This is a genomic window from Nonomuraea spiralis, from assembly GCF_014648435.1.
GTDB lineage: Bacteria > Actinomycetota > Actinomycetes > Streptosporangiales > Streptosporangiaceae > Nonomuraea > Nonomuraea spiralis.
Map to the genome: position 1 here is coordinate 24,488 of NZ_BMRC01000005.1, position 25,010 is coordinate 49,497.

The 25,010-nt window shown below is 71.7% G+C and carries 18 protein-coding genes; 11 read left to right on the forward strand and 7 right to left on the reverse strand.

Annotated elements, in window-relative coordinates:
* Positions 1-79: 79 nt before the first annotated feature.
* A complete protein-coding gene (locus tag IEZ27_RS13215; protein WP_189647443.1) occupies positions 80-4,531 on the forward strand; it encodes a ThuA domain-containing protein in 4,452 nt (1,483 codons plus the stop codon).
* A gap of 57 nt (positions 4,532-4,588) precedes the next feature.
* On the opposite strand, the gene IEZ27_RS13220 is transcribed toward IEZ27_RS13215, so the two are convergent.
* Together IEZ27_RS13220 and IEZ27_RS13225 are read right to left on the reverse strand one after the other, a co-directional pair.
* Positions 4,589-6,139: a DUF5722 domain-containing protein gene (locus IEZ27_RS13220; protein ID WP_229823943.1), complete on the reverse strand. Its 1,551-nt coding sequence runs from the start codon at positions 6,137-6,139 to the stop codon at positions 4,589-4,591.
* A gap of 89 nt (positions 6,140-6,228) precedes the next feature.
* Positions 6,229-7,266 carry a LacI family DNA-binding transcriptional regulator gene (locus IEZ27_RS13225; RefSeq protein WP_229823944.1) on the reverse strand — a complete coding sequence of 346 codons (1,038 nt, stop codon included), beginning with the start codon at positions 7,264-7,266 and terminating at the stop codon, positions 6,229-6,231.
* A 173-nt stretch (positions 7,267-7,439) separates the two neighbouring features.
* Between IEZ27_RS13225 and IEZ27_RS13230 the strand changes: the two genes are divergently transcribed.
* The 5 genes from IEZ27_RS13230 to IEZ27_RS13250 are packed head-to-tail and all read left to right on the forward strand — an operon-like array spanning position 7,440 to position 16,915.
* Complete coding sequence (locus tag IEZ27_RS13230; RefSeq protein ID WP_189647444.1) at positions 7,440-10,586, forward strand: glycoside hydrolase family 78 protein; 3,147 nt, start codon at positions 7,440-7,442, stop codon at positions 10,584-10,586.
* Between the two features lie 30 nt (positions 10,587-10,616).
* Positions 10,617-11,498 carry a carbohydrate ABC transporter permease gene (locus IEZ27_RS13235; RefSeq protein WP_125634795.1) on the forward strand — a complete coding sequence of 294 codons (882 nt, stop codon included), beginning with the start codon at positions 10,617-10,619 and terminating at the stop codon, positions 11,496-11,498.
* The gene (locus tag IEZ27_RS13240; RefSeq protein ID WP_229823945.1) at positions 11,495-12,319 is read left to right on the forward strand and encodes a carbohydrate ABC transporter permease; all 825 of its coding nucleotides are present in this window, start codon (positions 11,495-11,497) and stop codon (positions 12,317-12,319) included. Before IEZ27_RS13235 ends, IEZ27_RS13240 begins: the two co-directional genes overlap by 4 nt.
* Positions 12,320-12,367: 48 nt before the next feature.
* Positions 12,368-13,810 (forward strand): ABC transporter substrate-binding protein, encoded by a 1,443-nt coding sequence (locus tag IEZ27_RS13245; RefSeq protein ID WP_189647445.1) that lies wholly within the window; start codon positions 12,368-12,370, stop codon positions 13,808-13,810.
* Positions 13,811-13,819: 9 nt separating this feature from the next.
* Positions 13,820-16,915, forward strand: a complete 3,096-nt coding sequence (locus tag IEZ27_RS13250) for a DUF5722 domain-containing protein (protein WP_229823946.1) — start codon at positions 13,820-13,822, stop codon at positions 16,913-16,915.
* A 30-nt stretch (positions 16,916-16,945) separates the two neighbouring features.
* Here the strand turns inward: IEZ27_RS13250 and IEZ27_RS13255 are convergent, their stop codons facing one another.
* Positions 16,946-17,560: a histidine phosphatase family protein gene (locus IEZ27_RS13255; protein WP_189647447.1), complete on the reverse strand. Its 615-nt coding sequence runs from the start codon at positions 17,558-17,560 to the stop codon at positions 16,946-16,948.
* Between the two features lie 88 nt (positions 17,561-17,648).
* Positions 17,649-18,890, reverse strand: a complete 1,242-nt coding sequence (locus tag IEZ27_RS13260) for a PEP/pyruvate-binding domain-containing protein (RefSeq protein ID WP_189647448.1) — start codon at positions 18,888-18,890, stop codon at positions 17,649-17,651.
* A gap of 59 nt (positions 18,891-18,949) precedes the next feature.
* On the opposite strand from IEZ27_RS13260, the gene IEZ27_RS13265 reads away from it, so the two are divergent.
* A complete protein-coding gene (locus tag IEZ27_RS13265) occupies positions 18,950-19,345 on the forward strand; it encodes a DNA-binding protein (protein ID WP_189647449.1) in 396 nt (131 codons plus the stop codon).
* Entirely contained in the window at positions 19,342-19,977 is a 636-nt protein-coding gene (locus IEZ27_RS13270; RefSeq protein WP_189647450.1) for a transcriptional regulator, read from the forward strand. The genes IEZ27_RS13265 and IEZ27_RS13270 overlap by 4 nt, the downstream gene beginning before the upstream one ends.
* 65 nt (positions 19,978-20,042) lie before the next feature.
* On the opposite strand, the gene IEZ27_RS13275 is transcribed toward IEZ27_RS13270, so the two are convergent.
* On the reverse strand, positions 20,043-20,570 hold the full coding sequence (locus IEZ27_RS13275) for a CGNR zinc finger domain-containing protein (protein ID WP_189647451.1): 528 nt from the start codon (positions 20,568-20,570) through the stop codon (positions 20,043-20,045).
* 26 nt (positions 20,571-20,596) lie between these two features.
* On the opposite strand from IEZ27_RS13275, the gene IEZ27_RS13280 reads away from it, so the two are divergent.
* A complete protein-coding gene (locus IEZ27_RS13280; RefSeq protein WP_189647452.1) occupies positions 20,597-21,061 on the forward strand; it encodes a GNAT family N-acetyltransferase in 465 nt (154 codons plus the stop codon).
* Positions 21,058-22,221 (forward strand): MFS transporter, encoded by a 1,164-nt coding sequence (locus IEZ27_RS13285; RefSeq protein ID WP_229823947.1) that lies wholly within the window; start codon positions 21,058-21,060, stop codon positions 22,219-22,221. The genes IEZ27_RS13280 and IEZ27_RS13285 overlap by 4 nt, the downstream gene beginning before the upstream one ends.
* Before the next feature lie 5 nt (positions 22,222-22,226).
* Here IEZ27_RS13285 and IEZ27_RS13290 read toward each other — a convergent pair whose 3' ends face one another.
* Complete coding sequence (locus IEZ27_RS13290) at positions 22,227-22,481, reverse strand: hypothetical protein (protein WP_189647453.1); 255 nt, start codon at positions 22,479-22,481, stop codon at positions 22,227-22,229.
* A 191-nt stretch (positions 22,482-22,672) separates the two neighbouring features.
* Positions 22,673-23,260, reverse strand: a complete 588-nt coding sequence (locus tag IEZ27_RS13295) for a TetR/AcrR family transcriptional regulator (RefSeq protein WP_125633969.1) — start codon at positions 23,258-23,260, stop codon at positions 22,673-22,675.
* Between the two features lie 106 nt (positions 23,261-23,366).
* On the opposite strand from IEZ27_RS13295, the gene IEZ27_RS13300 reads away from it, so the two are divergent.
* Entirely contained in the window at positions 23,367-24,839 is a 1,473-nt protein-coding gene (locus IEZ27_RS13300; RefSeq protein WP_189647454.1) for an MFS transporter, read from the forward strand.
* The last annotated feature ends 171 nt before the right edge of the window (positions 24,840-25,010 follow it).

Genomic DNA, 25,010 nt, shown 5'->3' on the forward strand with positions numbered 1-25,010 from the left:
TTTACGAAGGTTCTTCGATCGTCAGCCAATGGAAGCCGTTCCTTCCCGGCCCACCCCCCAAGGAAAGGGAACCTCCGCGATGTCCCCCAGCAGGTTCAGCCGTGCCTCCCGATGGGTGGCGCGAACCAGCGCCTTACTCCTGGCCATGTCGGGCGCGACCGTGCTCACCACGCTCACCGTGACCGCGCCCGCACAGGCCCACGCCGCGATCGACCCGGCCGACTACCAGCGCGTCGAGCTGGCCAAAGGCGTCGCCGAGATGGGCGAGCCGATGACCATGGCGGTGCTGCCCGACCTGTCGGTGCTGCACACCGCGCGCGACGGGACGCTGCGGCGTACCGACGCCCGCGGCCAGACCGCCGTGGTCGGCGCGCTGCCGGTCTACACCCACGACGAGGAGGGTCTGCAGGGCGTCGCCGCCGACCCCGGCTTCGCCACCAACCGGACCATCTACCTCTACTACGCCCCCCGCCTGAGCACCCCGGCCGGCGACGCGCCCGCGACCGGCACGGACTGGTCGGCCTGGCAGGGCGTCAACCGCCTGGCCAGGTTCACCGTCAAGGCCGACTGGACGCTCGACCCGGCCTCCGAGCGGACCGTGCTCGACGTGGCCGCCGACCGCGGCATGTGCTGCCACGTCGGCGGCGACATGGACTTCGACGCCCAAGGCAACCTGTACCTGTCGACGGGGGACGACTCCAACCCCTTCGACTCGGCCGGCTACGCGCCGATCGACGAGCGGCCCGGCCGCAACCCCGTCTACGACGCCCAGCGCAGCGCCGGCAACACCGACGACCTGCGCGGCAAGATCCTGCGTATCAAGGTGAACCCGGCCGACGGCACCTACACGATCCCCGCGGGCAACCTCTTCCCGCCGGGCACCGCGAGGACCAGGCCCGAGATCTACGCCATGGGCTTCCGCAACCCGTTCAGGATGACCGTGGACAAGGCCACCGGCGTGGTCTACGTCGGCGACTACGGCCCCGACGCCGGCAGCACCGACCCCAACCGCGGGCCCGCCGGGCAGGTCGAGTTCGACCGCGTCACCGGGCCCGGCAACTACGGCTGGCCGTACTGCACCGGGACCAACACCCTGACCGAGACCTACAACGACTACACCTTCCCCTCGGGCCCCTCCGGCCAGAAGTACGACTGCGCCGCGGGCGGCCCGGCCAACGACTCGCCGCGCAACACCGGCCTGGCCAAGCTCCCGCCCGCCAAGGCCGCCTGGATCAGGTACGGCGGCGACGCCGGCTCGCCACCCGAGTTCGGCGGCGGCTCGGAGTCGCCGATGGGCGGCCCGGTCTACCGCTACGACGCCGCCCTGAACTCGGCCGTCAAGTTCCCCCAGGACCTCGACGGGCACTTCTTCGCCGGCGAGTTCGGCCGCAAGTGGATCAAGGCCATCGACGTGGCCGCCGACGGCTCGCGCGGCGCGATCGCGGCCTTCCCCTGGACCGGCACCCAGGTCATGGACCTGGCGTTCGGACCCGACGGCGCGCTCTACGTCCTCGACTACGGCTCCGGGTACTTCGGCGGCGACGCCAACTCCGCGCTCTACCGCGTCGAGTACATCAAGGACAGGAACCGCTCGCCGGTCGCGGTCGCCGGGGCGGACAGGACCTCCGGCAAGATCCCGCTCACCGTGGCGTTCTCCAGCGCCGGGTCCGCCGACCCCGAGGGCGGCGCCCTCACCTACGCCTGGGACTTCGGCGACGGCAGCACCTCCACCGCCGCCAACCCCGCCAAGACCTACACCACCGAGGGCGAGTACACCGCCACGCTCACCGTACGCGACCCGCAGGGCAACGCCGGCACGGCCAGTGTGGTCATCACGGCCGGCAACACCGCCCCCACCGTGACCATCGGGACGCCCGCCCCCGGAACGCTGTTCACCTGGGGTGACACCGTGCCGTTCACGATCACGGTGACCGACCCCGAGGACACCGCCGTCGACTGCGCCAAGGTCAAGATGACGTACGTGCTCGGCCACGACAGCCACGGCCACCAGATCACCTCCAAGAACGGCTGCTCGGGCGAGCTGACGATCCCGGCCGACGGCGAGCACGACGACGCGGCCAACATCTTCGCCGTGTTCGACGCCGAATACACCGACAAGGGCGGCCTGACCACCCACACCCAGCACATCCTCCAGCCGCGCCACCGCCAGGCCGAGCACTACGCGACGATGTCCGGCGTCTCGCAGATCGCCAAGGCGGCCGCGCACGGCGGCAAGACGGTCGGCGACGTGCACAACGGCGACTGGATCGCCTTCCAGCCCTACCGGCTCGACGATGCCAGGACGTTCAGGGCGCGGGTCTCCTCGGGCGGCGCCGGCGGCTCGATCGAGGTGCGCGCGGGCTCGCCGACCGGACCCCTGCTCGGCAAGGCCGACGTCCCGGTGACCGGCGGCTGGGAGACCTTCACCGACGTGCAGGCCCCGCTGAGCGGCGCGACGGCCGCGACCACCACGCTCTACCTGGTCTTCACCGGCGGCGCCGGGGCGCTGTTCGACCTCGACGACTTCACCCTGGACAAGGCGGCCCTGGCCGTCGGCCCGATCCACGCCGCCGACGGCAGGTGCGTGGACGTCGCCGGAGCCGCCACCGCCGACGGCACGAAGGTCCAGCTCTACACCTGCAACGGCACCAACGCCCAGAGCTGGCTCATCGACGGCCAGACCGTCAAGGCGCTCGGCAAGTGCCTCGACGTGGCCGGCGCCAACAGCGCCGACGGCACCAAGGTGCAGATCTGGACCTGCAACGGCACCGGCGCGCAGAAGTGGACCGCCGAGGGCGGCGCGCTGAAGGCGCTCGGCAAGTGCCTCGACGCCGCCGACCCGGCCCAGCTCGTCATCAGGGCGTGCACCGGCGGCGCGAGCCAGAGGTTCACGACGGCGACCCCCGCCGCCGGGGGCGCCGCCGTCCTGGTCTTCTCCCGTACGGCGGGGTTCCGGCACGACTCGATCGCCGCGGGCGTGCAGGCCATCAGGGAACTCGGGTTCACCGTGACGGCCACCGAGGACCCGGGCGCGTTCACGGCGGCGAACCTGGCCGCCTACAAGGCGGTCGTCTTCCTCAACACCACCGGTGACGTGCTCGACGCCGCGCAGCAGACCGCGTTCGAGACGTACGTGAAGGCGGGCGGCGGCTACGCGGGCGTGCACGCGGCGGCCGACACCGAGTACGACTGGCCCTGGTACGGCGGCCTCGTCGGCGCCTGGTTCGCCGCCCACCCGGCCGTGCAGAAGGCGACGGTCAAGGTCGAGGACCGGGCGAACCCGGCCACCGCCCACCTGGACGCCGCCTGGCAGCGTACGGACGAATGGTACGACTACCGGACCAACGCCAGGACCGGCGCCCACGTGCTGGCCACCCTGGACGAGTCCACCTACTCGGGCGGCACGATGGGCGCCGACCACCCGATCGCCTGGTGCAAGCCGTACGACGGAGGGCGGTCCTTCTACACCGGCGGCGGGCACACCGCGGAGTCCTTCGCCGAGCCGGCCTTCCGGCAGCACCTGCGCGGCGGCCTGGCCTACGCCACCGGCGAGGCGAAGGCCGACTGCCGCCCAGAGAGCGGGTACACCGCCCTCTACAACGGCTCGACCACCGGCTGGGAGCAGGCCGGCCCCGGGAGCTTCGCCAACGCCGGCGGCACGCTGACCTCGCAGGGCGGCATGGGCCTGCTCTGGTACAAGGCGAAGGAGTACACCACCTCCTACTCCCTCAAACTGGACTGGAAGCTGGCCGGTGACGACAACTCCGGCGTCTTCGTCGGCTTCCCGCCCTCGACCGACCCGGCGTCGGCGGTGGACAACGGCTACGAGATCCAGATCGACGCGACCGACGCCCCCGACCGGACCACCGGCTCGGTCTACGGGTTCAAGGCCGCCGACACCGCCGCCCGCGACGCCGCGCTGAACCCGCCGGGGCAGTGGAACACCTACGAGATCCGCGTCGAGGGCGAGCGTCTCCAGGTCTTCCTCAACGGCGTGCGGATCAACGACTTCACCAACACCGACCCCGCCCGCTCGCTGAGGAACGGGCACATCGGCATCCAGAACCACGGCGACGGCGACGAGGTGGCGTTCCGCAACATCCGGATCAAGGACCTCGGCCCGCCCACCGGCGACACCGTCGTCCAGGCGGAGACCTGGGCGCAGGCCAGCGGCGTGGCCACCTACCCGCACGCGCCCGCGCACGGCGGCACGGTGCTCGGCTACGTCAACCCCGGCGACTGGGCGGCCTACGACGTGGACCTCACCGGCGTCACCGCAGTCAGGGCCCGGGTCGCCTCGCCCGGACCGTCGGGCGGCTTCGAGATCCGCGCCGGGTCCCCGACCGGCCCGGTGCTCGGCGCGGTCACCGTGCCGAACACCGGCGGCTGGGAGTCCTACGCCGACGTCTCCACCGCGCTGACCGGCGTCCCGGCCGGCGCGGCCCGGCTGTACCTGGTGTTCACCGGGGCGAACTTCGACGTCGACGACCTCACCCTGATCCGCCCCGCGACACCCGGGAAGACCGGGTAGCCGCGGGGCCGGTGGCCGTCGCGCGGACGGCCACCGGCCCGGTCAGCCAGGTCGGGGTCAGGTCAGGGCGTAGCCGAGGAGTTGCTCGCGGGTCAGGCCCTCGCAGGTCGACTGGTCGGTGACGAGGTGGTCACCGCTCGCGGCCCGGCACCGGTACAGCGGGACGGTGCCGGACACCTGGCTGGTGTAGATGTGCCCGACCGGGCCCATCGGGAACTGCCCCTCGCACCCGGGGTCGCGGGTGAGCATGGTGTGCGCGCCGACCTTGCACTCGTACAGGGGCACGGTGCCGGCCGCCTGGTTGCGCAGCAGCTTCCAGACGCGTTCCTGGGTGAAGCCGGGCGGCAGCAGCCGGGAGCTGGCGACGTGCCCCTTGCTCGACTGGTAGCCGCGGCGAAGCTGGGTGTGGGGCAGCAGCTCGAAACCGCACGACAGCTGCGGCGGCGACAGGTCGGCCCGGTTGGCCAGCGCCCACGTGGCCCAGGCCGGCTTGGCCGACCCGTCGGTACGGCGCAGGCCCACGCCCAGGCCGGCGGCCGTCTCGTCCGGGTGGTCGCTCATGCGGTGCCAGATGTAGCTCTCGATGCCCGGCGTGCCGAGGACATTGCGGAAGGTGTTGCACAGCTGGGACGCCTGCGCCGCCTCCGACGAGGGCGACAACGAGTTCACGCCGCTCTCGGTGAGCTGCACCTGCCAGGCCGAGGGCGTGTTCGGGAACTGCTGCCGCAGCCAGCCCACCAGCACGCCGATGTTGCCGTACGTGACGCGCGGGAAGTCGTCGGCGGAGAACCCGGGCGCCAGCAGGTCGGGCGGGTAGGGGTGGTAGGCGACCCGCCAGGCCCGGTTGCCCGCCCGCGCGGCCAGGCCCTTGAGCACGGTCATGCCCGACAGCTTGGCCTCGTAGGCGGCCGGCTGGTCGTAGGCGGTGCCGAAGTAGTGGTCGAGCGAGGTGAGGACCTTCGCCGTGGACTGCTGGGCCATGACCGCGTCGTAGGCGGCGTTGTAGTTCGCGGCGACGGCGTCCAGCCAGGCGGTGGTGTCGCACGCCGTGCCCTGGCCGCAGCCGATGTCGAACCAGGTGTTGCTGTTGACCTCGTTCATGACGACGAAGTCCGCGATGCGGCCGTTGCCGTGCTGGCCGTCGTAACGCTGGGCCAGCATGCCGGCGAAGCGGCCGTACTCGGCGGGGTCGTCGGGCACGCAGAACTTCTCGAACCCGGGGGCGGCCGGCGTACAGGGACGGGTGCCGCGCGCCCAGGCTGGGGTGCCGTACACGACGGCGGTGACGACGAGGCCGCGGGCGGTCCAGTCCTTGATGGCGGCGTCGACGGCGGAATTGACGGTGTAGCAGCGACCGCCGAACTCCTGCGCGCCCGCCGCGCACGGCGGCGCCTTTACGCTGGGCTCCCATTCGGCCCAGATGAGGTTCATGGCGACGCCGCCGGCGTTGTTGCCGGCGATCTCGTTCTTGTCGGGCCAGAAATCCGGTTGCAGACCCTTGATGCGGTAGTCGGACCGGACCGGGTACGGCAGCGCGGCGGCCGCGACGGCTGGAGCGGCGGGAAGGAGCAGTAACAGGGCGGCGGCGAGACGGGCAACCCAACGCATGGGACCTCCTGGATTTAAACGTCTCAACAATGAGGCCCAGAAGCCCGCCGAGCAAGACCCGATTTCCTGCGGCAGCCCGATTTGAAACGTCACTGAGGGACGGTCGACGCCCTGACCATGAGCTCCGGCTGGAAGACGATCTCCTGGTGCCAGTGGTTCACGTCGCCGCGGGCGTCGGTGAGCAGCAGCTCGGCCGCCGCCTGGCCGAGCTGGTGCTTGGGCTGGCGGACCGAGGTCAGCGACGGCGACAGCAGCTCGGCGAACTCCACGTCGTCGTAGCCCAGGACCGCCATGTCGTGCGGGACGCGCACGCCGCGCCGCTCCAGCCCGCGCAGCGCCCCCAGCGCCACCGTGTCGTTGACGCAGAACAGCGCCGTCGGCCCCTTGCGCGCGGGCAGCCGCTCCAGCGCCGCCTCGCCCTCGCGCGGCGTCAGCGCGGGCAGCGTGACCTCGGTGATCACCTCGTCCGGGTCGAGCCCGGCGGCGCGCACCGCCCGGTTCAGCCCCTCGCGCCGGTCGGCGCACTGCCGCACGATCGGCGGCCCGTTGAGGAAGGCGATGCGCCGGTGGCCGAGCGAGAGCAGGTGGGCCCCGGCCAGCTCGCCGCCCCTGACGTTGTCGACCGCCACCGCGCAGAGCTGGGCGTCGGCGCCCGGCCGGTCGAGCAGCACCATGCCGACGCCGCGCGCCCGCAGCTCCACCAGATGGGAGATGTCGGGCCCGGCGGGTGTGATGAGGATGCCGGGCACCCGGTGCTGCTCCAGGATCTGCAGGTAGTGGGCCTCCTTCTCGGCCGAGTCGCCGGAGCTGCACAACACCAGGAGCAGCTGCTCCTGCGACAACCTGGTCTCGATGCCCGGCAGCACCTCGCTGAAGAACGGGTTGCCGATGTCGCGCACCATGACGCCCACGGACCGGCCGGAGCCGCCGCGCAGTTGCCGGGCCGGCGCGCTGGGCACGAACCCGAGCGCCTTGATGGAGGCGCGCACCCGGCGCAGCGTGCGCTCGGCCACCAGCTCGGGCCGGTTGAGCACGTTGGAGACCGTTCCCACGGACACGCCGGCATGGGCCGCGACGTCGACCATGCTGAGCCGGCGGCGCCCGGCCGGCTTGAGGATGTCGGTCACCGGTGGGCAGCCCCTTCTGATCACCTGGCAGAGACTGCCAGTCTACTGGTTGAAATGTTTCAGTCGAACGTCCGTGATGTGAGCATCTGGTTCCGAGGCATTGACGGGAATACCTCGGGATGCCTACCGTGCCCAGTGCTTGAAATGTTTCAACTACTCGGGGAGCCCCTCTGATGCATCTCGCCGTGACCGACATGCGCGTGGAAGGACTGGCCGAACCGCTGGGCCTCGACGTGAGCGCGCCGGAGTTCTCCTGGCGGATCACCGGGGCCGGACGGGGACGGGCCCAGAGCGCGTACCGGCTGGTGGTGGGGCAGGAGTGCGACCCGGTTGACGAGGGGGCCGAGCCGGTCTGGGACAGCGGCGCCGTGGCCTCGGCGGCGACCTACGGCCTCCCGTACGGCGGCGCCGAGCTGCGCCCGAGGACGCGCTACCAGTGGCGGGTCAAGGTGGCCGACGAGAGCGGTGAGTGGTCCGGCTGGAGCCCGGCGCACTGGTTCGAGACCGGGCTCGGCGAGGCCGGCGGATGGATGGCGGGCTGGATCGGCACCCCGGTGGTGCCCGGTTCCGAGCGGTTGCCGTCGCTGGAGAACGTGCCACGCATCTGGGTCGCCGGCCCGCTCGGGCCCTCGGACTCGCCGTCCGGGGCGTTCAGGACGCGGTTCTCGGTGCCGGGCGGCGCCCGGCCGCTGTCGGCGTGGCTGGTGATCGGCGGCGGCGACGAGATCGAGGCGTACGTGAACGGCACGCCCGTCGCGGGGGAGCGGCGGGACGGGGCGTTCGTGGCCGACGCGGGCGACCTGGTGGCCTCGGGCGAGAACGTGCTGGCGATCAGGGCCACCGGCTCGGGCCTGTGCGTACGGCTGGAGGTCGTGGTCGAGGGACGGCCGGCGCTCCCGCAGCTCGTGCCCGTGGCCGGCGAGAGCACGGTGACCGTCACCTCCGGCGGCCGGTGGCGGGCCGAGGACCGGCCGGGCGACGGGTTCGAGCGGCCCGGGTTCGACGACGCGGACTGGCGGCTGGCCGAGGAGGTCGGGCTGCACGGCGACCCGCCGCTGGGCCGCGAACCGGTCGGCGACCGGCCGAGCCCGTACCTGCGGCGCGAGTTCGGCGTGCCCTCGCCGGTGCGCCGGGCCAGGCTGTACGCCACCGCGCTCGGCGTCTACGAGATCCACCTGAACGGCACCCGGGTGGGCGCCGACCATCTGGCCCCGGGCTGGACCGACTACCGCGACCGGGTGACGTACCAGACCTACGACGTGACGGCCCTGGTGTCGGAGGGACACAACACGATCGGCGCGGTCCTGGCCGACGGCTGGTACGCCGGCAACATCAGCTGGTTCGGCTCCTTCCAGTACGGCCGCCGCCTGGCCTTCCGCGCCGAGCTGGAGATCCTGCACGAGGACGGCACCCGTACCCGCCTGAGCACCGACGCCGACTGGCGGGCGGGCTCGGGCGCGATCCGGTACGCCGACCTGCAGAACGGCGAGCGCCAGGACCTGGCCGCCGAGCCGCTCGGCTGGACGGCGGCCGGGTTCGACGACTCCGGCTGGGCGCCCGCGGTCCCGGTGAGCCCGCCCGCGGGCCGGCTGACCGCCTCCGTCGCGCCGCCGATCCGGGTGCACGAGGAGATCGAGCCGGTGGCGCTGTGGGAGCAGCGGCCCGGCGTGTGGATCGCCGACTTCGGGCAGAACCTGGTCGGCTGGGTCCGGCTCACCGGCCGCGCCGCCCGTGACCGCCCGGTCGTGCTGCGGCACGCCGAGGTGCTCGACCACGACGGCGGGCTCCACCTGGCCAGCCTGCGCTCGGCCCGCGCGACCGACGAGTTCCTGCCGCGCGGCGAGGAGGCCGAGACGTTCGAGCCGAGGTTCACCTTCCACGGCTTCCGCTACGCCGAGATCTCGGGGCTGCGCGCGGCCCCCGAGGCGGTCACCGCCCGGGTGGCCTACGCCGCGATGGAGCCGGCGGGCGAGTTCACCTGCTCCGACGAGCGGCTCGACCGGCTTCAGCGCAACATCGTGTGGGGGCAGCGGGGCAACTTCCTGGCCGTCCCCACCGACTGCCCCCAGCGGGACGAGCGGCTCGGCTGGACCGGCGACATCTGGGCCTTCGCCCCGACCGCGCTGTTCAACTACGACGCCGCCGCGTTCCTGCGGAGCTGGCTGACCGACGTGATCGCCGCGCAGGGCGACGACGGCGCGGTCACGCACGTGGTGCCCGACGTGTTGTCGGGCCGCGGGTTGTCGCCCAACCCCAAGGAGGCCGGCTCGCCCGGCTGGGGCGACGCGCTGGTGAAGCTGCCGTGGGCGCTGCACCGGCTGCGCGGCGAGGCGGAGCTGGTCGCGGCCTGCTTCGAGCCGATGTCGCGCTGGCTGGCGTACCTGGACAAACGCTCCGACGGCGGGATCTTCCCCGAGGAGGGGTTCGGCGACTGGTTGTCGATCGGCGCCGAGACCCCCAAACGGCTCGTCGGGACCGCGATCTTCGCGTTGTCGGCCCGGCAGCTCGCCGGGCTCGCCGCCGCGCTCGGCCGCGACGCCGACGAGCGGGCCTGCCTGGAGCTGTACGAGCGGGTACGGCGGGCCTTCCGCGCCACCTTCGTCGAAGGGCCGGGCGTGGTGGCGAGCGGCACGCAGACCGCGTACGTGCTGGCCATCACGGCCGGGCTGCTGGAGGAGCACGAGCTGCCGAGGGCCGCGGCCCGGCTGGTCCGCGACATCGAGGCGCGCGGCGGCCACCTGTCGACCGGCTTCCTCGGCACGCCGTACCTGCTGGACGCCCTCACCTCGACCGGGCGGCTGGACGTGGCCTACCGGCTGCTGACGCAGGACACCTTCCCGTCCTGGCTCTACCCGGTGGTGCACGGCGGCGCGACGACCATGTGGGAGCGCTGGGACTCCTGGAGCCACCACCGCGGCCTCCAGGACCCGGGCATGAACTCCTTCAACCACTACGCCTACGGCGCGGTCGGCGACTGGATGTACCGGACGGTCGGCGGCCTCGCCCCCGGCTCGCCCGGCTACGCCGACATCGTCGTACGCCCCCGCCCCGGCGGCGGGATCGGCTGGGCGCGCACCGCCCACCGCACCCGGCACGGCCAGGTGGAGATCTCCTGGCGGCTGGCCGACGACGGCTTCGCCCTGGACGTGGTCGTGCCGCCCAACACCCGGGCCGAGGTGCACGTGCCCGCGCCGCCGGAGCGGGTGACCGAGGGCGGCCGGCCGGCCGGCGAGGCGGCGGGCGTGACCTTCGACCGCCTCGACGACGGGGACGCGGTCTACCGGGTCGGCTCCGGCTCGTACGCGTTCCGGACCCTGTGACGGCTGAGAGGCAGTTCGATCGTGACCAGCATGAAAGCGCGCCGCCGGATCCCGTGGGGCGTCTACCTCGTCCTCCTTCCCACCTTCGCCCTGCTCGCGGCGTTCGCCTACTACCCGGCGCTGAACGGCATGATCCACTCGCTGTACGAGTGGCGGCCGGGCTTCGACTCGCCGTTCGTCGGCCTGGAGAACTACCTGACGATGCTCGGCGACGACCTGTGGTGGGCCTCCTTCCGCAACGTCGGGATCATCTTCGTCTGGGCCGTCACGCTCATGTGGGTGTTCCCGCTGCTGGCCGCCGAGCTGGTGATGTCGCTGTCCAGTGAGCGGCTGCGCTTCGTCTTCCGCACCCTGCTCATCCTCCCGCTGGCCTTCCCCGCCGTGGTCAACGTGCTGCTGTGGCAGTTCATGTACGACCCGCGCGACGGCGTCGTCAACAGCCTGCTGCGCGCGACCGGCCTGGACGGGCTGGCCGGCAACTGGATCGGCGACCCCCGCACGGCGCTCGTCGCGCTGATGACCATCGGCTTCCCGTGGGTGGCGAGCCTGCCGTTCCTGGTCTTCCTGTCGGCGCTGCAGAACGTGCCGGCCGAGATCTACCAGGCCGCCGAGGTGGACGGCGCCGGCCGGCTGCGCCGCTTCTGGAGCATCGACCTGCCGATGATGTTCCGCGACGTCAAGCTGCTGTTCGTGCTGGCGGTGATCTCGGTGCTCCAGTACGGCATGCAGGCCCACATCATGACCCGCGGCGGGCCTGACAACGCCACGCAGGTGCCGGTGCTGCGCATGCTCGACGCCGCCTTCGTGGACACGAGCTGGGGGTACGCCGCCGCGCTCGGCACCGTGCTGTTCGCGCTGACCCTCGGGGTGAGCCTCGTCGCGCTGATGCTCGGCAGGAGGTCCGGATCGTGAGCCGTACCAGAAGGACCGACCTGGTGGCCGGCGGCGTGCTGGCGGTGCTGGCGTTCGCCGGGCTGTTCCCGTACCTGTTCATGCTGGCCGCCTCGGTCAAGGACAACGAGCAGTTCTTCGCCAGCTACTGGTCGCCGGCCTGGCCGCTGCACCTGGACAACTACGCGGCGGCCTGGGAGCAGGTCAGCCCGTACCTGTTCACCTCGTTCGTGGTGGCGGTGCTGGCCATCGCCGGGACGATGGTGCTGGCCCCGGCCGCGGCGTTCGTGTTCGCCCGCTACCGTTTCCCGGGGCGCGGCGTGCTGTTCGGGATGGTCGCGGCGCTGCTGATGGTGCCCTCGATCACCAGCCTGATCCCGCTCTTCGTGCTGATGCGCGACCTCGGCATCCTCGACAGCCGGCTGGTGCTGATCATCCCGCACGTCACCGCGAACACGGTCTTCGGGATCGTCGTCATGCGCACGTACATGGCGCAGATCCCCGAGGAGATCTTCGAGGCGGCGCGGGTGGACGGCGCGGGCGGGGTCCGCCTGTTCCTGGCCTTCATGTTGCCGCTGGCCCGGCCGGTGATCGGCACCGTGGCGCTGATGACCGTGCTGGGCGTGTGGAACGACTACTTCTGGCCGCTGCTCACCGTGCAGACCGACACCTACCGGACGATCCCCGCGGGGCTGGCCTTCTTCGCCAACCAGAACGCCCAGCAATGGGGGCCGCTGTTCGCCGGTTACGTCCTGGCCAGCCTTCCGCTGGTGGTGTTGTTCACCTTCCTGTCCAAGTGGTTCCTGGCGGGTATCCAGGGCGGCATCGTCTCCGGCAAGTGAGCCGCGTGCTCGATTGAAACGTATCAATAAGAAAGGACCCGTATCCCGATGAGAACACCCCCCAAGCGCGGGCTCGCGGCCTCGGCCATGCTGCTCGCGCTGACAGGCTGCGGCCTGCTCGGCACCGGCGGGACGGACGCCCCGGACGGCGGCGGCAAGGTCACCATCACCCTGGCCGGCCCCAACCAGTGGAACGCGAGCGGCAGCAGCTTCGGACCGGCGTGGGAGGCGCTGGTCGACTCCTTCGAGAAGCGCGAACCCGGCATCGAGGTCAGGACGCAGGTGCTGCCCCTCGACGGCTTCATGCAGACGATCACCACCCAGCTCGCCGCCGGCACCGCGCCCGAGCTGGTCTTCAACCAGCCGCCGCACAAGGCCCACGAGGTGCACGCGCTCGACGACGAGCTGCAGAAGCCCAACCCGTACGTGGCGGGCAACCAGCGCTGGATCGACGTCTTCAGGAAGGAGTACTACGGCCCCGGCGTCTCCAAGGCCCTGAGCAAGGAGAGCGGCAAGCTGGAGTACGTCCCGTTCAACCTGGTCGCCATCGGCCTGTTCTACAACAAGGACGCCTTCGCCAAGGCGGGCCTCGACGGGCCCCCGGCCACCTGGGCGGACTTCAAGGGCGCCTGCGCCAAGCTCAAGGCGGCCGGCTACGACCCCGTCGCCCTCGACAAGGGCGGCCTGGCCACCGGCTGGACGTGGGAGGCGGTCAGCACCCAGCTCATCGACAAGTACTACGACGACTGGAACTTCTTCGACGCCACCGGCAAGCCCGGCAAGGCGCCGACCGTGACCGAGAAGTCGATGAGCAAGGCCATCAAGGAAGGCACGCTCACCACCAAGACCCCCGAGGTGGCCGAGGCGCTCAAGATCTACAAGGAGTTCTTCGACTGCGGCACGCCGAACTGGACGGGCGTGGCCGACGGCGGCGCGACCGTGGGCTACCGCGACTTCGTCTCCGGCAAGGCCGCCATGTCGTGGGGCACCGACTTCGCCGTCGAGGCGCTGAAGACGGACGCGAAGTTCCCGCTCGGCACGATGCCGTTCCCGACGATCACCAAGGAGAGCACGCCGCTGTCGTCGGAGGCCCCGGCCCGCTACGGCGCCTCGATCGGCGGCACCAGCTACATGATCCCCTCCACCGTCAAGGGCGAGAAGTACGCGGCGGCGGTCAAGTTCCTGCAGTACATGAGCTCCCCGGCGATCAAGCCCTGGCTGGACGCGACCGGCGGCCTGCCCGCCATCGAGGGCGTCGAGCCGTCGGCCGAGACCGCCGGGCTGCTGGAGGGCGAGTGGGGCAAGCCGTTCCGGGTGGTGGCCCTGCCGGGCGGCCCGGAGGGGACCTCCTTCCGCGACGTGTTCGACGGTTACCTGCTCGGCCGGCGCTCGCTGGAGGAGGAGCTGACCGACCTGGACAAGTGGTGGAAGCGCGGCATCGAGGCCGGGATCAAGAAGAACGCCTGGGGCGACGAGGACTGGGCCAAGTAGGAGATGACCATGCGAATGTTGATCGCCCTGGCGCTGGCCGTGCCGATGCTGGCCGTGAGCGGGCCCGCGTACGCGGGAACCGGCGCTGAGACTGGCGGGGTGAGCGGTGTCGAGGTCGGTGAGAGCACGATCGTCGTCACCGGCACCGCCCCCGGGCCGGCCGAGTTGTACGCGCTGGACACCTGGCAGGACACACCCGCCGGGGAGAAGCCGGTCGCGACCGTCGAGGCCGGCGAGTTCCGCGTCGAGGTGCCCCGGATGGACGGGGACCAGGACCGGCTCTATGACAAGTTCCTCGCGGTCGGCGCGGACGGGCCGCTCGGCGAGGTGCACTACGCCGACAAGCTCGGCTTCGCCGCCGCCAACCGGACCCCCTATCCCGAGATACCGGGCAAGAAGGGGCTTCAGGTGCAGATGACCGACGACGCCGAGGAGATCGGCGTCCAGCACGCCGGCATCAACCTGGCGCTCGACTCGGTCATGACGGCCGGGCCCGGCGCCCCGGGCAACACCATCGAGTTCGTCTCGCAGGGGAAGACGTACTACTTCGACCGTGGCGCGGTCGCCGGGCTCGACGCCCAGGTCAAGCCGCTGTCCGACAACGGCGTGCTGGTCAACATGATCGTGCTGGTCTACAACAGCGGCGCCCCCAACTCCGCCGCCCGCACGCTCATCCACCCCGACGCCGAGCTGGGCAAGGGCACGGTGTACGCGTTCAACACCAAGACGGCCGAGGGCGAGGCGCACTTCACCGCCGCGATGGAGTTCTTCGCCCAGCGCTACAGCCAGGCCGACGGCCGCTACGGCCGGGCGTGGGGCTGGATCGTCGGCAACGAGATCGACGCCCAGCAGTTCTGGTACAACATGGGCCGCCAGGACCGCGACGTGTTCCTCGACCAGTACGCCCGCGCCATGCGGCTGACCTGGCAGGCCGTGCGCAAGGCCGACGCGGCCGCCCGCGTCTACACCTCGCTGACGCACTTCTGGACGGGCGCGGCCAACGACGACCCGAAGTACACCTACAAGGGCCGCGACGTGGTCGACGGGCTCAACGCGCTGACCAAGCGCCAGGGTGACTTCGACTGGAACATCGCCTACCACCCCTACCCGGAGAACCTGTTCAACCCGGCGTTCTGGAACGACAAGACCGCCACGGACAGCTTCGACACGATGCGGATCACGTTCAAGAACATCGAGCTGCTGCCGCGCTACCTCGCCCAGGATCACCTCACCTACGGCGGGCAGCGGCGGCGGGTGATCCTCTCCGAGCAGGGGCTGAACTCCCAGGACTACTCCGCCAAGGAGCTTGAGCTCCAGGCCGCGGCCTACGCCTACGCCTACTACAAGATCGCCTTCGCCGACGGCATCGACTCCTTCATCCTGCACCGGCACGTCGACCACAAGCAGGAGGGCGGCCTGCGGCTCGGCCTGTGGACATGGGACGAGGAGCACAGCGCGCCCTCCAACGCGGGCGAGCGCAAGCCGCTGCACGAGGTGTTCGCCGCCATCGACACCGAACGGTCACTGGAGGTGACCGAGTTCGCCAAGAAGATCATCGGCATCTCCGACTGGAAGGACGTCATCCCCGGCTTCGACCCCGCCAAGCTGGCCGTCAGGAAGCCGCCCGCCGTGGCGGGCACCCAGCTCGGCGCCCGGCCCGTGGCCGAGCGGGTGATCTCCGGCTTCGAGACCGACACCGGCGGCTGGCGGCCCTCGGACAACGCCGCCGCCGTCGAGCGGGTGGCCGTCGAGGGCGGGCACGCGCTGCGCGTGCGCTTCGACCGCGACCTGCCCGGCTGGTCGCGGTACGCCAAGTCGTACAAGGGCGCGGACGTGCTGTTCGGCACGCCGCTCGACGCCTCGCGCACGCCGCAGCTGTCGGTGTCGGTCCGGGTGCCGGCCGACGCCGCCGCCGGCTTCAAGCCGGGCAACGTCTTCACCGCCAAGGTCCGCGCGTACGGTCGCGGCGGCGCGGTCGCCGAGGGGACCGGCACGATCGACCCGGCGCTCGGCTGGAACCGGCTCACGCTCGACCTGTCCCGCTGGGCCCCACGTGCCGCGATCTCCCGCGTCAAGGTGTGGGTACGCGGCTCGGTCGGCTCCGACTGGGCGGGCTCGTACGACCTCGACCGGCTGAGCCTGGCCGCGGCGGCGGTGCCCGGCCTGGAGCGGCGCAACGTCGAGGTGAGCGCGTCCACCGCCGAGCGCGGCCGGGTCGGCTCGAAGGTCACCTTCACCGTCACCAACCGGCACGTGTTGCCGATGGCCGGCAAGGTCACGTTGTCCGCCTGCGACGGCGTGGGCGTGGACCCGTCCGCGCTGCGGGTGACCGGGCTGCGCACGGGCGAGAGCCGCACGTTCGAGACCGCGCTGACCGCGTACGCGCCTGCCGACCAGGAGTACCCGGTCGTGTGCGCGGCCTACCTGGGAGACGCGCGGCGGGTGACGTTCCGGCTGCCGCCGCAGGCCGCGTACGTGCCGCCGGCCCCCGACGCCTTCGCCAACCAGGAGCTGGCCGACGGCTTCGACCGGCCCGGCGACTACCAGGCTCACCGGGTGGAGCCGGAGGCCAAGGAACTGCCGCAGGTGACGTACGCGGGCGGCGCGCTGTCGGCCGGGCACCCGTCGGCGTCCTGGTTCGGGCTGCTGTCGTCGGGCGTCTCGCCGCGCAACCCGGCGTTCGCCACGGCGATCACCGTCAAGAAGTTCCAGGGCGACTCCACTGACATGGACACCGTCTACACGGGCCTGGTCAAGGACGGCAAGACCGACATCGCGGCGTTCTACGTCAACACCCAGAAGTTCGCCGGCTTCGAGGTACGCGGCCCGCAGGTGCCGGGCGGGCTGGCGGTCTTCGGCGTCAAGCAGGGCGTCACCATCCCCGACGGCGGCCGCTTCGCGCTGTCGCTGGTGGGGGAGCGGGCCGCCATGTACGCCGACACCGGCTCCGGCTGGGAGCTCGTCACCGCGGCCACGCTGGAGCACCTGCCCAAGCTGTCGGACCCCGAGGTCAGGGCCGGCTACCGCTACGGCTTCGGCGTACGCGGCGACGCCGGCCCGAGCCCGCTGGTGCTCGACGCGGTGGAAGGGCGCAGCATCTCCTGACCGGTTCACCTCGGTGATGGGCCACCTGCCTCATGGCCACATGCCCTGCGGGAAGCCGGTCCAGCGCAGGTCGGCCGGCAGGTGGCTCAGGTCGTTGAACATCACCATCGTCGGCGGCAGGCCGGTGCGGTACTCGATGATCGTCAGCGCGGTGTTGGCGCTGTTCAACCCGAGCCACCGGGCCGGCGGCGCGTCCAGCGCGTGCCGTACCAGCCAGGCGATCGGCCCGGCGTGCGTGATCAGCACCTCGTGCGTGTCGGACGGGGGCGCGTCCGCCGCCGGGCCGGGCGCCTCGGTGAACCGGGCGACCAGGGCCTCGGCGAGCCTGTGGCCCGCGGCGGCCTCGGCCTCGTCGTAGCCGTCGAAGTAGCCGACCCAGGACTGCGGCGTCTCGGCCGGGCCGGGCACGTAGGGCACCTGGTCGATGAGCTCGGCGGCCTCGGCCACGGGCACACCGGGGAGGTGCCGGGCCAGTTCGCGCGCGCTGGCCGCGGCGCGCGGCAGCGGGGAGTGCCACACGGCGTCGACCGGCATGCCGGCCAGCCGTTCGCCCAGCAGGCCGGCCTGCCGGCGGCCGGCGTCGGTGAGCTGCCCGAAGGCGTCGGCGGCGCCGTGCCGGGCCAGGTAGAGGTGTCGGGTCGCCATTGACGGTCGGGAGGCGGCGTCCGTACGGGGTCGGCCTCCCTTCTCCTTTCGTCCGGGTTGGTCGGTGGCTTTCGTCCGGGTTGGTTGGTTACGCGTTCGCCGGCGTGACGGTGCCGGCGGTGCCGTCCACGGTGACGACGGCGCCGTCGCGGAGCCTGCTCGTCGCGTACGGGATGCCGAGCACGGCGGGGATGGCATGCTCGCGGGCGACGATCGCCGCGTGGGAGAGCACGCCGCCGGTCTCGGTGACGACGCCGGCGGCGATGCGCAGCAGCGGCGTCCAGGCCGGATCGGTGAAGGGGCAGACGAGCACGTCGCCCGGCCGCACCCGCGCGAAGTCGTCCGGCCCCCGCACGACCCGCGCGACCCCGGTGACGGCTCCCCGGCTCCCCGGCGTCCCCGCCAGCACCTCATCTCGATCAGCCGCCCCACGTTCCCCGCCGCCTGCCGGACCTGCCTGGGCCGGTGAAGGGAGGGCGGCCGTGATCGGGCGGGCCTGGAGGATCCAGATGCGGCCGTCGGCGACCGCCCACTCGACGTCCTGCGGCCCGCCGCGCTCGGCGGCGATCCGCCTGCCCAGCCCGGCGAGCCGTACGGCGGTGTCGTCGTCGATCGCCGGCCGTTCCCGGGCCTCGGCGGGCACGTCGCGGACGACGAGCCGGTCGCCGTCCCGATCGAGCCGGGTGCGTTTGTCGGCGACGGTACGGGTGACCGTTCCGTCCGCGGCGACACGGTAGGCGTCGGGGGTGACCGTCCCGCCGACGACGCTGGGACCCAGGCCCCAGGACGCCTCGATCTCGGCCGGGTCGTCCGGCTCGAAGGGGGTGAACATGACCCCGGAGACCTCGGCGTCCAGGTGACGCTGGACGACGACGGCCATCCTCAGGTCGTCGAAGGGCCCGTGGCCGAGGGCGCGCGGCGAGAACAACGAGGCCCAGCAGGCACGCACGGCGTCGGCGACCCCGGCGGCCCCGCGTACGGCGAGGAAGCTCTCGTACCGGCCGGCCGCGGAGGTCTGGCCGGTGTCCTCGTCCGCCGCCGACGAGCGTACGGCCACGGGCGCGTCGCCGAGTTCGCCGAGCGCGTGTCCCAGCGCGGCGGTCAATCCGGGGTGCGCCGGGCCGGCCTCGATCGCCCGGCGGGCCGCGTCCTGGGCGTCCGGCTCGGCGGCGTACCGCCCGAGGTCGAGATCGCTGACGGCGGCCAGGTAGGCGCCGAACGGGACGACGAAGCCGTCGGGGACGGGCAGGCCCGCCCGCAGCAGCGCGCCGAGCGCGCCGGCCTTGCCCCCGCAGGTCCCGGCGACGGCCTCCTTGAGGGGTACGAACATCCGCCCCGCCTTTCAACAAAATGTTGACGATGTTCCGCCGATTGTGAATCATGTCCTGCATGCCACGCAACCACGACCTCTCCCACACCACGAACGCCGACCATCTCCAGGCCCAACGCGAGGCGGTGGCCCGCCGCCGCCTGCTGGACCTGGGCGCGGACGCTCTCGAACCCCGCCCGTGGCAACCACCGCCCGTGCCGCCGTCGGCGGTCGACCTGGCGCGTTTCGCCCTCTGGCGCGGCGCCGTCCTCGAACCGGAGGACATCCTGAGCGCGCTCGCCTTCCTGCCCGCCGCGCGCGCCGAGGTCGAGGCGATCGAGTCGGCCCTGCTGTTCACGGCCCGGAGCGCGGGGCTGACCTGGGCGCAGATGGCGCAGGCCATGGGGTTCAACTCGCCGCAGGCGTGCCAGCAGCACTACACCCGCCTGACGACGCGACAGGAGGCGGGCTCATGACCCGGAACTCACCGCAGGACCTCCTGGTCCTGCATGCCGTACGTGTCACCGGCTACGCCGACACCCCGATGATCGCCCGGCGGTACGGGCTCGGCACGGCCGAGACCCGCGAGGAGCTGCTCGACGCCCAGGCGTGCGGCTGGGTGACGCGCAGCGAGTTCGCCGGTACGGGGGGCTGGTCGCTGAGCGAGGCGGGCAAGGCCGAGGACGAGCGCCGGCTCGCCGCCGAGCTCGATCTCGCCGGCGGCGCGGAGGTCGTCCGCGAGGTCTACGGCGAGTTCCTCCCGCTGAACGCCCTGCTGCTGCGTGCCTGCACCGACTGGCAACTCCGGCCCGACGGCCGCGACCGGCTCGCCGTCAACGACCACTCCGACCCGGCCTGGGACGCCCGGATCCTCCACGAGCTCACCGTCGTCGGCCGCGCGCTCGCCCCGCTCGCCGAACGGCTGGCCGGCGTGCTCGCCCGGTTCGGCGGCTACGACACCCGCTTCGCCGCGGCCCTGGCGCGCGTCCGGGGTGGGGAGGGCTCCTGGGTCGACAGCAGCGACGTCGACTCCTGCCACCGCGTCTGGTTCGAGCTCCACGAGGACCTCATAGCCACCCTCGGCCTCAACCGCCACGCCCACCCCTGACGCGGGCCCGCGTCGTCGTCGGCCAGATGGCCGACGACTGCCGGCTGCCGTCGCCTGCCGGCCGGTCAGGCGCCGGGCGTGGACTGCCGGGCACGGTGGCGGCGTACCGCATCCCTGTTGGCGCATGGCTGGGAGCAGTAACGCTGCCGGGCGGTGCGTGAGGTGTCCGCGAAGATCGCCTCGCAATCGGCGGCGGCACACCGTCCGAGCCGGTCCATGCCCCGGCTGACGAGGTGCAGCGCCGTGCCCACGGAGATCAGCGCGAACAGCACCGCGCCGAGCGGCTGAAGGTCGTCGCGATAGTGCAGGTGCCAGCCATGAGCGTGGTCGGTCAGCCGGGGATAGGCGGCCGACCGGGCCAGCATCTCGTTGACCAGGCCGGCCTTCTCGCGCTCGCCCGGGGCGTCGACGATCTTCGTCCAGGCATCGATGACGGCGAGGGTCCGGTCGAGATCCGACGGTTCGACGGGGCGTTCCAGCACCAGGCCGGCCGTGCGGCAGCGGTCGGCGAGTTCATGGGCGCTCGCCGGTGGGCGGTTCGCCAGTTCCGCGGCGAAGTTCACCACGTCCGCGCCGTAAGGGTTGAGGTGCACAAGCCCATTACATCAGCCTGTACGTCATGACGCGAACAGCGACAGAAGCCGATATTCCGGAACTTGTCCGCCTCCGGTCACTGCTCTTCGACGACCTCGGCGGCGACTTCTTCAACCCCGCGAACGCCGGTGACGACTGGCGTGACACGCTCGCACGGGTTCTCAGGCAGAAGCTGACCGAACCCGACTGCCAGATCCTGGTCGTGGACGGCGACACCGGCCTGGCCGCCTGCGGCATCGGGACGATCGAGCAGTGGTTCCCCGGTCCCCATTCCCGCAACGGGAGGATCGGCCACGTCATCGGCATGGTCACCGACCCGTCGTACCGGCGGCGTGGGCACAGCCGGGCGATCATGCTCGGTCTGCTCGGTTGGTTCCGCGACCGCGACGCCGTACGGGTCGACCTCACCGCCTCCCGCGAGGCGGAACCGCTCTACCGGCAACTCGGCTTCGCAGACCACCCTGATCCCCTGTTGTGCTGGAAGCCGTGAAGACATCGCGGTACCGCTGGGTCATTCTGGGTGTCGCGACGTTCACTCAGGCCGCGGCCTCGTTCTTCGTGCAGGGCATCGGCGCGATGAGTGTCCACCTGCGACGAGACCTGGAGCTGAACACGACCCAACTGGGCCTGCTGCAGTCGGCGGCTCAGTTGCTTCCTCTCGCCGGACTGCTCGTGGTGGGACGACTGCTGGACCGCCACGACGAACGCTGGGTCGTCGGGATCGGTGCTCTTGTGGTCGCCGTCGCGCTGGCCGCCGGCGGCGCGGCCCCGGGGTACGCCTCCTTGCTCGTCGTCCTGCTGATCGCCGGAGCAGGGTACAGCGCCATTCAGCCGGGCGGCAGCAAATCGGTGGCGTCCTGGTTCGACGCCTCGCAGCGCGGTCTGGCCATGGGTATTCGCCAGGCGGGACTTCCGCTCGGCGGCGTCCTCGCCGCCTCCGCGCTTCCCGTGCTGGCGACGGCCTTCGGCTGGCGGTCGACGCTCGTGGCCGGCGCGTTCGTCGCGTTGTCCGGCGCCGTCGCCTTCATGGCCTTCTACCGCCGTCCACCGGACCGGCCGTCAATGCCGGCCACGTCCCGCGTGCGGCTGGAGCTGCTCCGCGAACCGTACATGAAGAAGATCATCTTGTCCGGTACGAGCATGGTGTCGGTGCACGGCGGCGTGGGCGTTCTCACGGTGTTGTACCTGCACGAGGTGACGTCCATGGACTCCGCCTCGGCGGCCTTGGTCTACGTCGCGGTCCAGTGCGCGGGCGCGCTGGGCCGTATCTGCCTGGCGGCCTGGAGCGACCGTCACAGGTCCGGCCGCTACGCCTGCGTCACGACCTGCCTGGCCGCCGTGATCATCGGCATGACGGTGTTGACGACGCCGATCGGTCGTTCTCCCGTCGCGGCCTGCCTGGTCTTCATCTGGCTCGGCTTCTTCGGAATCGGCTGGTACGGCCCCTGGGTCGCCTACGCCGCCGAATCGGCGCCGCCGGACCACACCGGATTCGCCCTCGGCCTGGCCATGGCCGTCAACCAGGTGGCGGTCATCCTGGCGCCATCCGTGCTCGGCCTGCTCACGGACCTGACCGGCAGCTTCGCGCCCGCCTGGGCCCTGCTCGCCGCGCTGACCGCTGTCACCCTGACGACCACAGCCCGGCTGTGAGCGCTTCAGTCGGCGCGTAGCCCTGGACGACCCACTCCTCGGCCGCGCTCGTGGTCGGCGCCGGTGCCGTACCGGCTGAGCAGAACGCCTCCGCCGTACTTCGACCAGGCCGCCGCCTGAGCCGCGCGCAGTTCGGGGGAGGCGCGTGTGACGGCGGGGACATCCTTCTCGGTGAGGAACCCGCAGGCCCGCTCGCTCCTGCGGGCGGCGAACGGCAGGGCGGCCACGACGGCGACGACCGGTACGAAGGGTACGAGCACGGCGACGACCGGCCGGGGCCAGGAGGCCCCGAACGTGGACCATGGCCGCCTCTTCCGGGGCCACCTCTGCGACCATCTCGCGCGGAGAGGGCCGGCGCGGAGCACGTGCCGCGATTTCAAGATCGACGGTGAGACCGGGAAGATGATCGAAGCCCGGCTCTCGCGCCAACCCCCTCGTCGGACCGGCAGGTTCACATCGGCTCATCCGTCCGGCGGCGGAGCCCGTCGATCATGACGGCCAGAAGCTGATCACGATATGCGGGGGTCCGCTCCGCCGCCCAGGCTGCTGAAGCGATCAGGGAGAAAAGGGCGGAAGCGTCAATGTCAGGTCGGATCGTCCCTGCGTGCTGGGCTCTGGTCAGGAGTTGCGCCCCGGCGGCCTTGACGGCTTGGCAGGTGGCGTGGAGTTCGGACGTGGGGTCGGCGAGGCTGTTGACGAGGGCGTCGACCAGGCCGCGATAGGCCATGGCGTGCTCGACCGCGGCCGTCATCCAGGTGGCCAGGGCCTGGTGCGGGGACGGGGAGGCGAGCAGCTCGTCCGAGCGGGCTTTCAGGCCACGCAGGCTTTCGCCCAGCAGTGCCTCCAGGAGCGCCTGGCGGGTCGGGAAGTGCCGGTAGAGGGTCACGTTGCCGACGCCGGCGGTGCGCGCGATGTCGTTCAAGGAGGCGCCGACGCCGTGCTCGGCGAAAGCCGTCCGGGCGGTCGTCAAGAGCCGCTCGTAATTGCGTCGCGCGTCTTTGCGCCCTGCGGGCCGGGCCTGCGTCGATCGAGCCACCACGGGGAACCCTCCACCCAGTTGCCAAAACGAGGAACCTCCTCATATCTTAGCCCATCAGAAAACGAGGAGCTTCCTCGCTTTGTTGCGTACCATCCTGAGGAGTGCCATGACCGAACACAGCACGCACGTGGCGACAGCGGGACCCGCGCCCGCCGGCGCCTCCCGCCCCCAGCGCCACCCCGGCCTGGTGCTCGCCATCGTGCTGATCTGCCAGACGATGTTCATCCTGGACACCAACGTGGTGAACATCGCCCTTCCCGACATCCAGCGCGACCTCGGCTTCTCCGCGGCCGGCCTGTCCTGGGTGCTCAATGCCTACATGCTGGCCTTCGGCGGTCTGCTGCTGCTCGGCGGTCGCGTGGGCGACATCGTCGGCCAACGGCGGGCGCTCATCGGCGGGGTGATCATCTTCACCGTCGCCTCGCTGGCCGGAGGGTTGGCCACCTCGGCTGGGACGCTGCTGGCGGCCCGTGCCGGTCAGGGCGTCGGCGCCGCGATCGCCGCGCCAACCGTGCTCGCCCTCATCACCGTAGGCTTCCCGGAATCCGCACGCAGGGCTCGGGCGCTGGGGGCTTACGCGGCGGTTTCCGGCTCCGGCGCCGCGGTCGGCCTCATCGCCGGTGGCATGCTCACCGACTGGATCTCCTGGCGGTGGGTGCTGTTCGTCAACGTGCCGATCGGCGTCGTCCTGCTGATCCTGGCCCCGCTGTTCATCACCGAGACCGATCGCCACCCGGGCCGGTTCGACCTGGCGGGTTCGCTGACCTCGACACTCGGCATGTCCACCCTCGTCTACGGCTTCATCCGCGCCGCCGAGCAGGGCTTCGGTGACGTGGTCGCGCTCGGCGCGCTCGGCGTGGCCGCCGTCCTGCTGGTCCTGTTCGTGGCCGTCGAGTCCCGTGCCCGGCAGCCGATCGTCCCGCTGCGGCTGTTCGCTGACCGCAACCGCGCCGGCGGCTACGTCGTGCTGCTGTTCGTCCTGGCCGCGGGCAACGGCATGTTCTTCTTTCTCACCCAGTTCCTGCAGCAGGTCCGCGGGTACAGCCCTCTGCAGGCAGGATTCGCCTTCGTGCCGCTGGCCCTCGTGATCCTGGTCTCCTCCGGCGTGGCGGCCCGGCTGCTGCCGCGTCTGGGGGCCAAGACGCTGATCGGCGTCGGCGCCGGGGCGATCAGCCTGGCCCTGCTCTGGATGACGCGGATGACGCCTCAGTCCGACTACGCCACGGCGCTGCTCGGCCCGATGATGACGGCGGGTCTTGGCATGGGCGTCCTGCTGGTGGGAGCCACCACCGTGCTGTCCTCCGGGATCCGGGCCGAGGATGCCGGTGCCGCCTCCGGCCTGCTCAATGTCATGCAGCAGATCGGTGGCGCGCTGGGGCTGGCCGTCCTCGTCACGGTGTTCGGCGCAGCCACGCGCGCTTCGCGTGGACCGGCCCATCAGATCCTCGCCGAGGGAGTCACCGCGGCCTTCACGGTCGCAGCAGTGTTCACCGCCGGCGCCATCCTCCTGGCCCTGACCATGAAGAACCGGCCGGCTCCCACGGTCGAACCCGCAGCCGCGGAGGAACTCACCCGATGACAAGGGCACGTCGCGCCCAGGGTCGCCGGGCGTCCGGCGGCCGGCTCGCCACTGCCGCACGAGCGCCGCGCCCCGCGAAGAAGGACGTTACTCGGTCGCCTCATGACAGTTTTGTTAACAGAAGGCAAACGATGCTGACACCCTCAATTCTGCGAAAAAGGGTGACGTATG

Coding starts and splice junctions, on each gene's coding strand:
- IEZ27_RS13215 (WP_189647443.1), top strand. CDS start 80: ATGTCCCCCAGCAGGTTCAGCCGTGCCTCCCGATGGGTGGCGCGAACC.
- IEZ27_RS13220 (WP_229823943.1), bottom strand. CDS start 6,139: ATGCGTTGGGTTGCCCGTCTCGCCGCCGCCCTGTTACTGCTCCTTCCC.
- IEZ27_RS13230 (WP_189647444.1), top strand. CDS start 7,440: ATGCATCTCGCCGTGACCGACATGCGCGTGGAAGGACTGGCCGAACCG.
- IEZ27_RS13235 (WP_125634795.1), top strand. CDS start 10,617: ATGAAAGCGCGCCGCCGGATCCCGTGGGGCGTCTACCTCGTCCTCCTT.
- IEZ27_RS13245 (WP_189647445.1), top strand. CDS start 12,368: ATGAGAACACCCCCCAAGCGCGGGCTCGCGGCCTCGGCCATGCTGCTC.
- IEZ27_RS13250 (WP_229823946.1), top strand. CDS start 13,820: ATGCGAATGTTGATCGCCCTGGCGCTGGCCGTGCCGATGCTGGCCGTG.
- IEZ27_RS13255 (WP_189647447.1), bottom strand. CDS start 17,560: ATGGCGACCCGACACCTCTACCTGGCCCGGCACGGCGCCGCCGACGCC.
- IEZ27_RS13260 (WP_189647448.1), bottom strand. CDS start 18,890: ATGTTCGTACCCCTCAAGGAGGCCGTCGCCGGGACCTGCGGGGGCAAG.
- IEZ27_RS13265 (WP_189647449.1), top strand. CDS start 18,950: ATGCCACGCAACCACGACCTCTCCCACACCACGAACGCCGACCATCTC.
- IEZ27_RS13270 (WP_189647450.1), top strand. CDS start 19,342: ATGACCCGGAACTCACCGCAGGACCTCCTGGTCCTGCATGCCGTACGT.
- IEZ27_RS13280 (WP_189647452.1), top strand. CDS start 20,597: ATGACGCGAACAGCGACAGAAGCCGATATTCCGGAACTTGTCCGCCTC.
- IEZ27_RS13300 (WP_189647454.1), top strand. CDS start 23,367: ATGACCGAACACAGCACGCACGTGGCGACAGCGGGACCCGCGCCCGCC.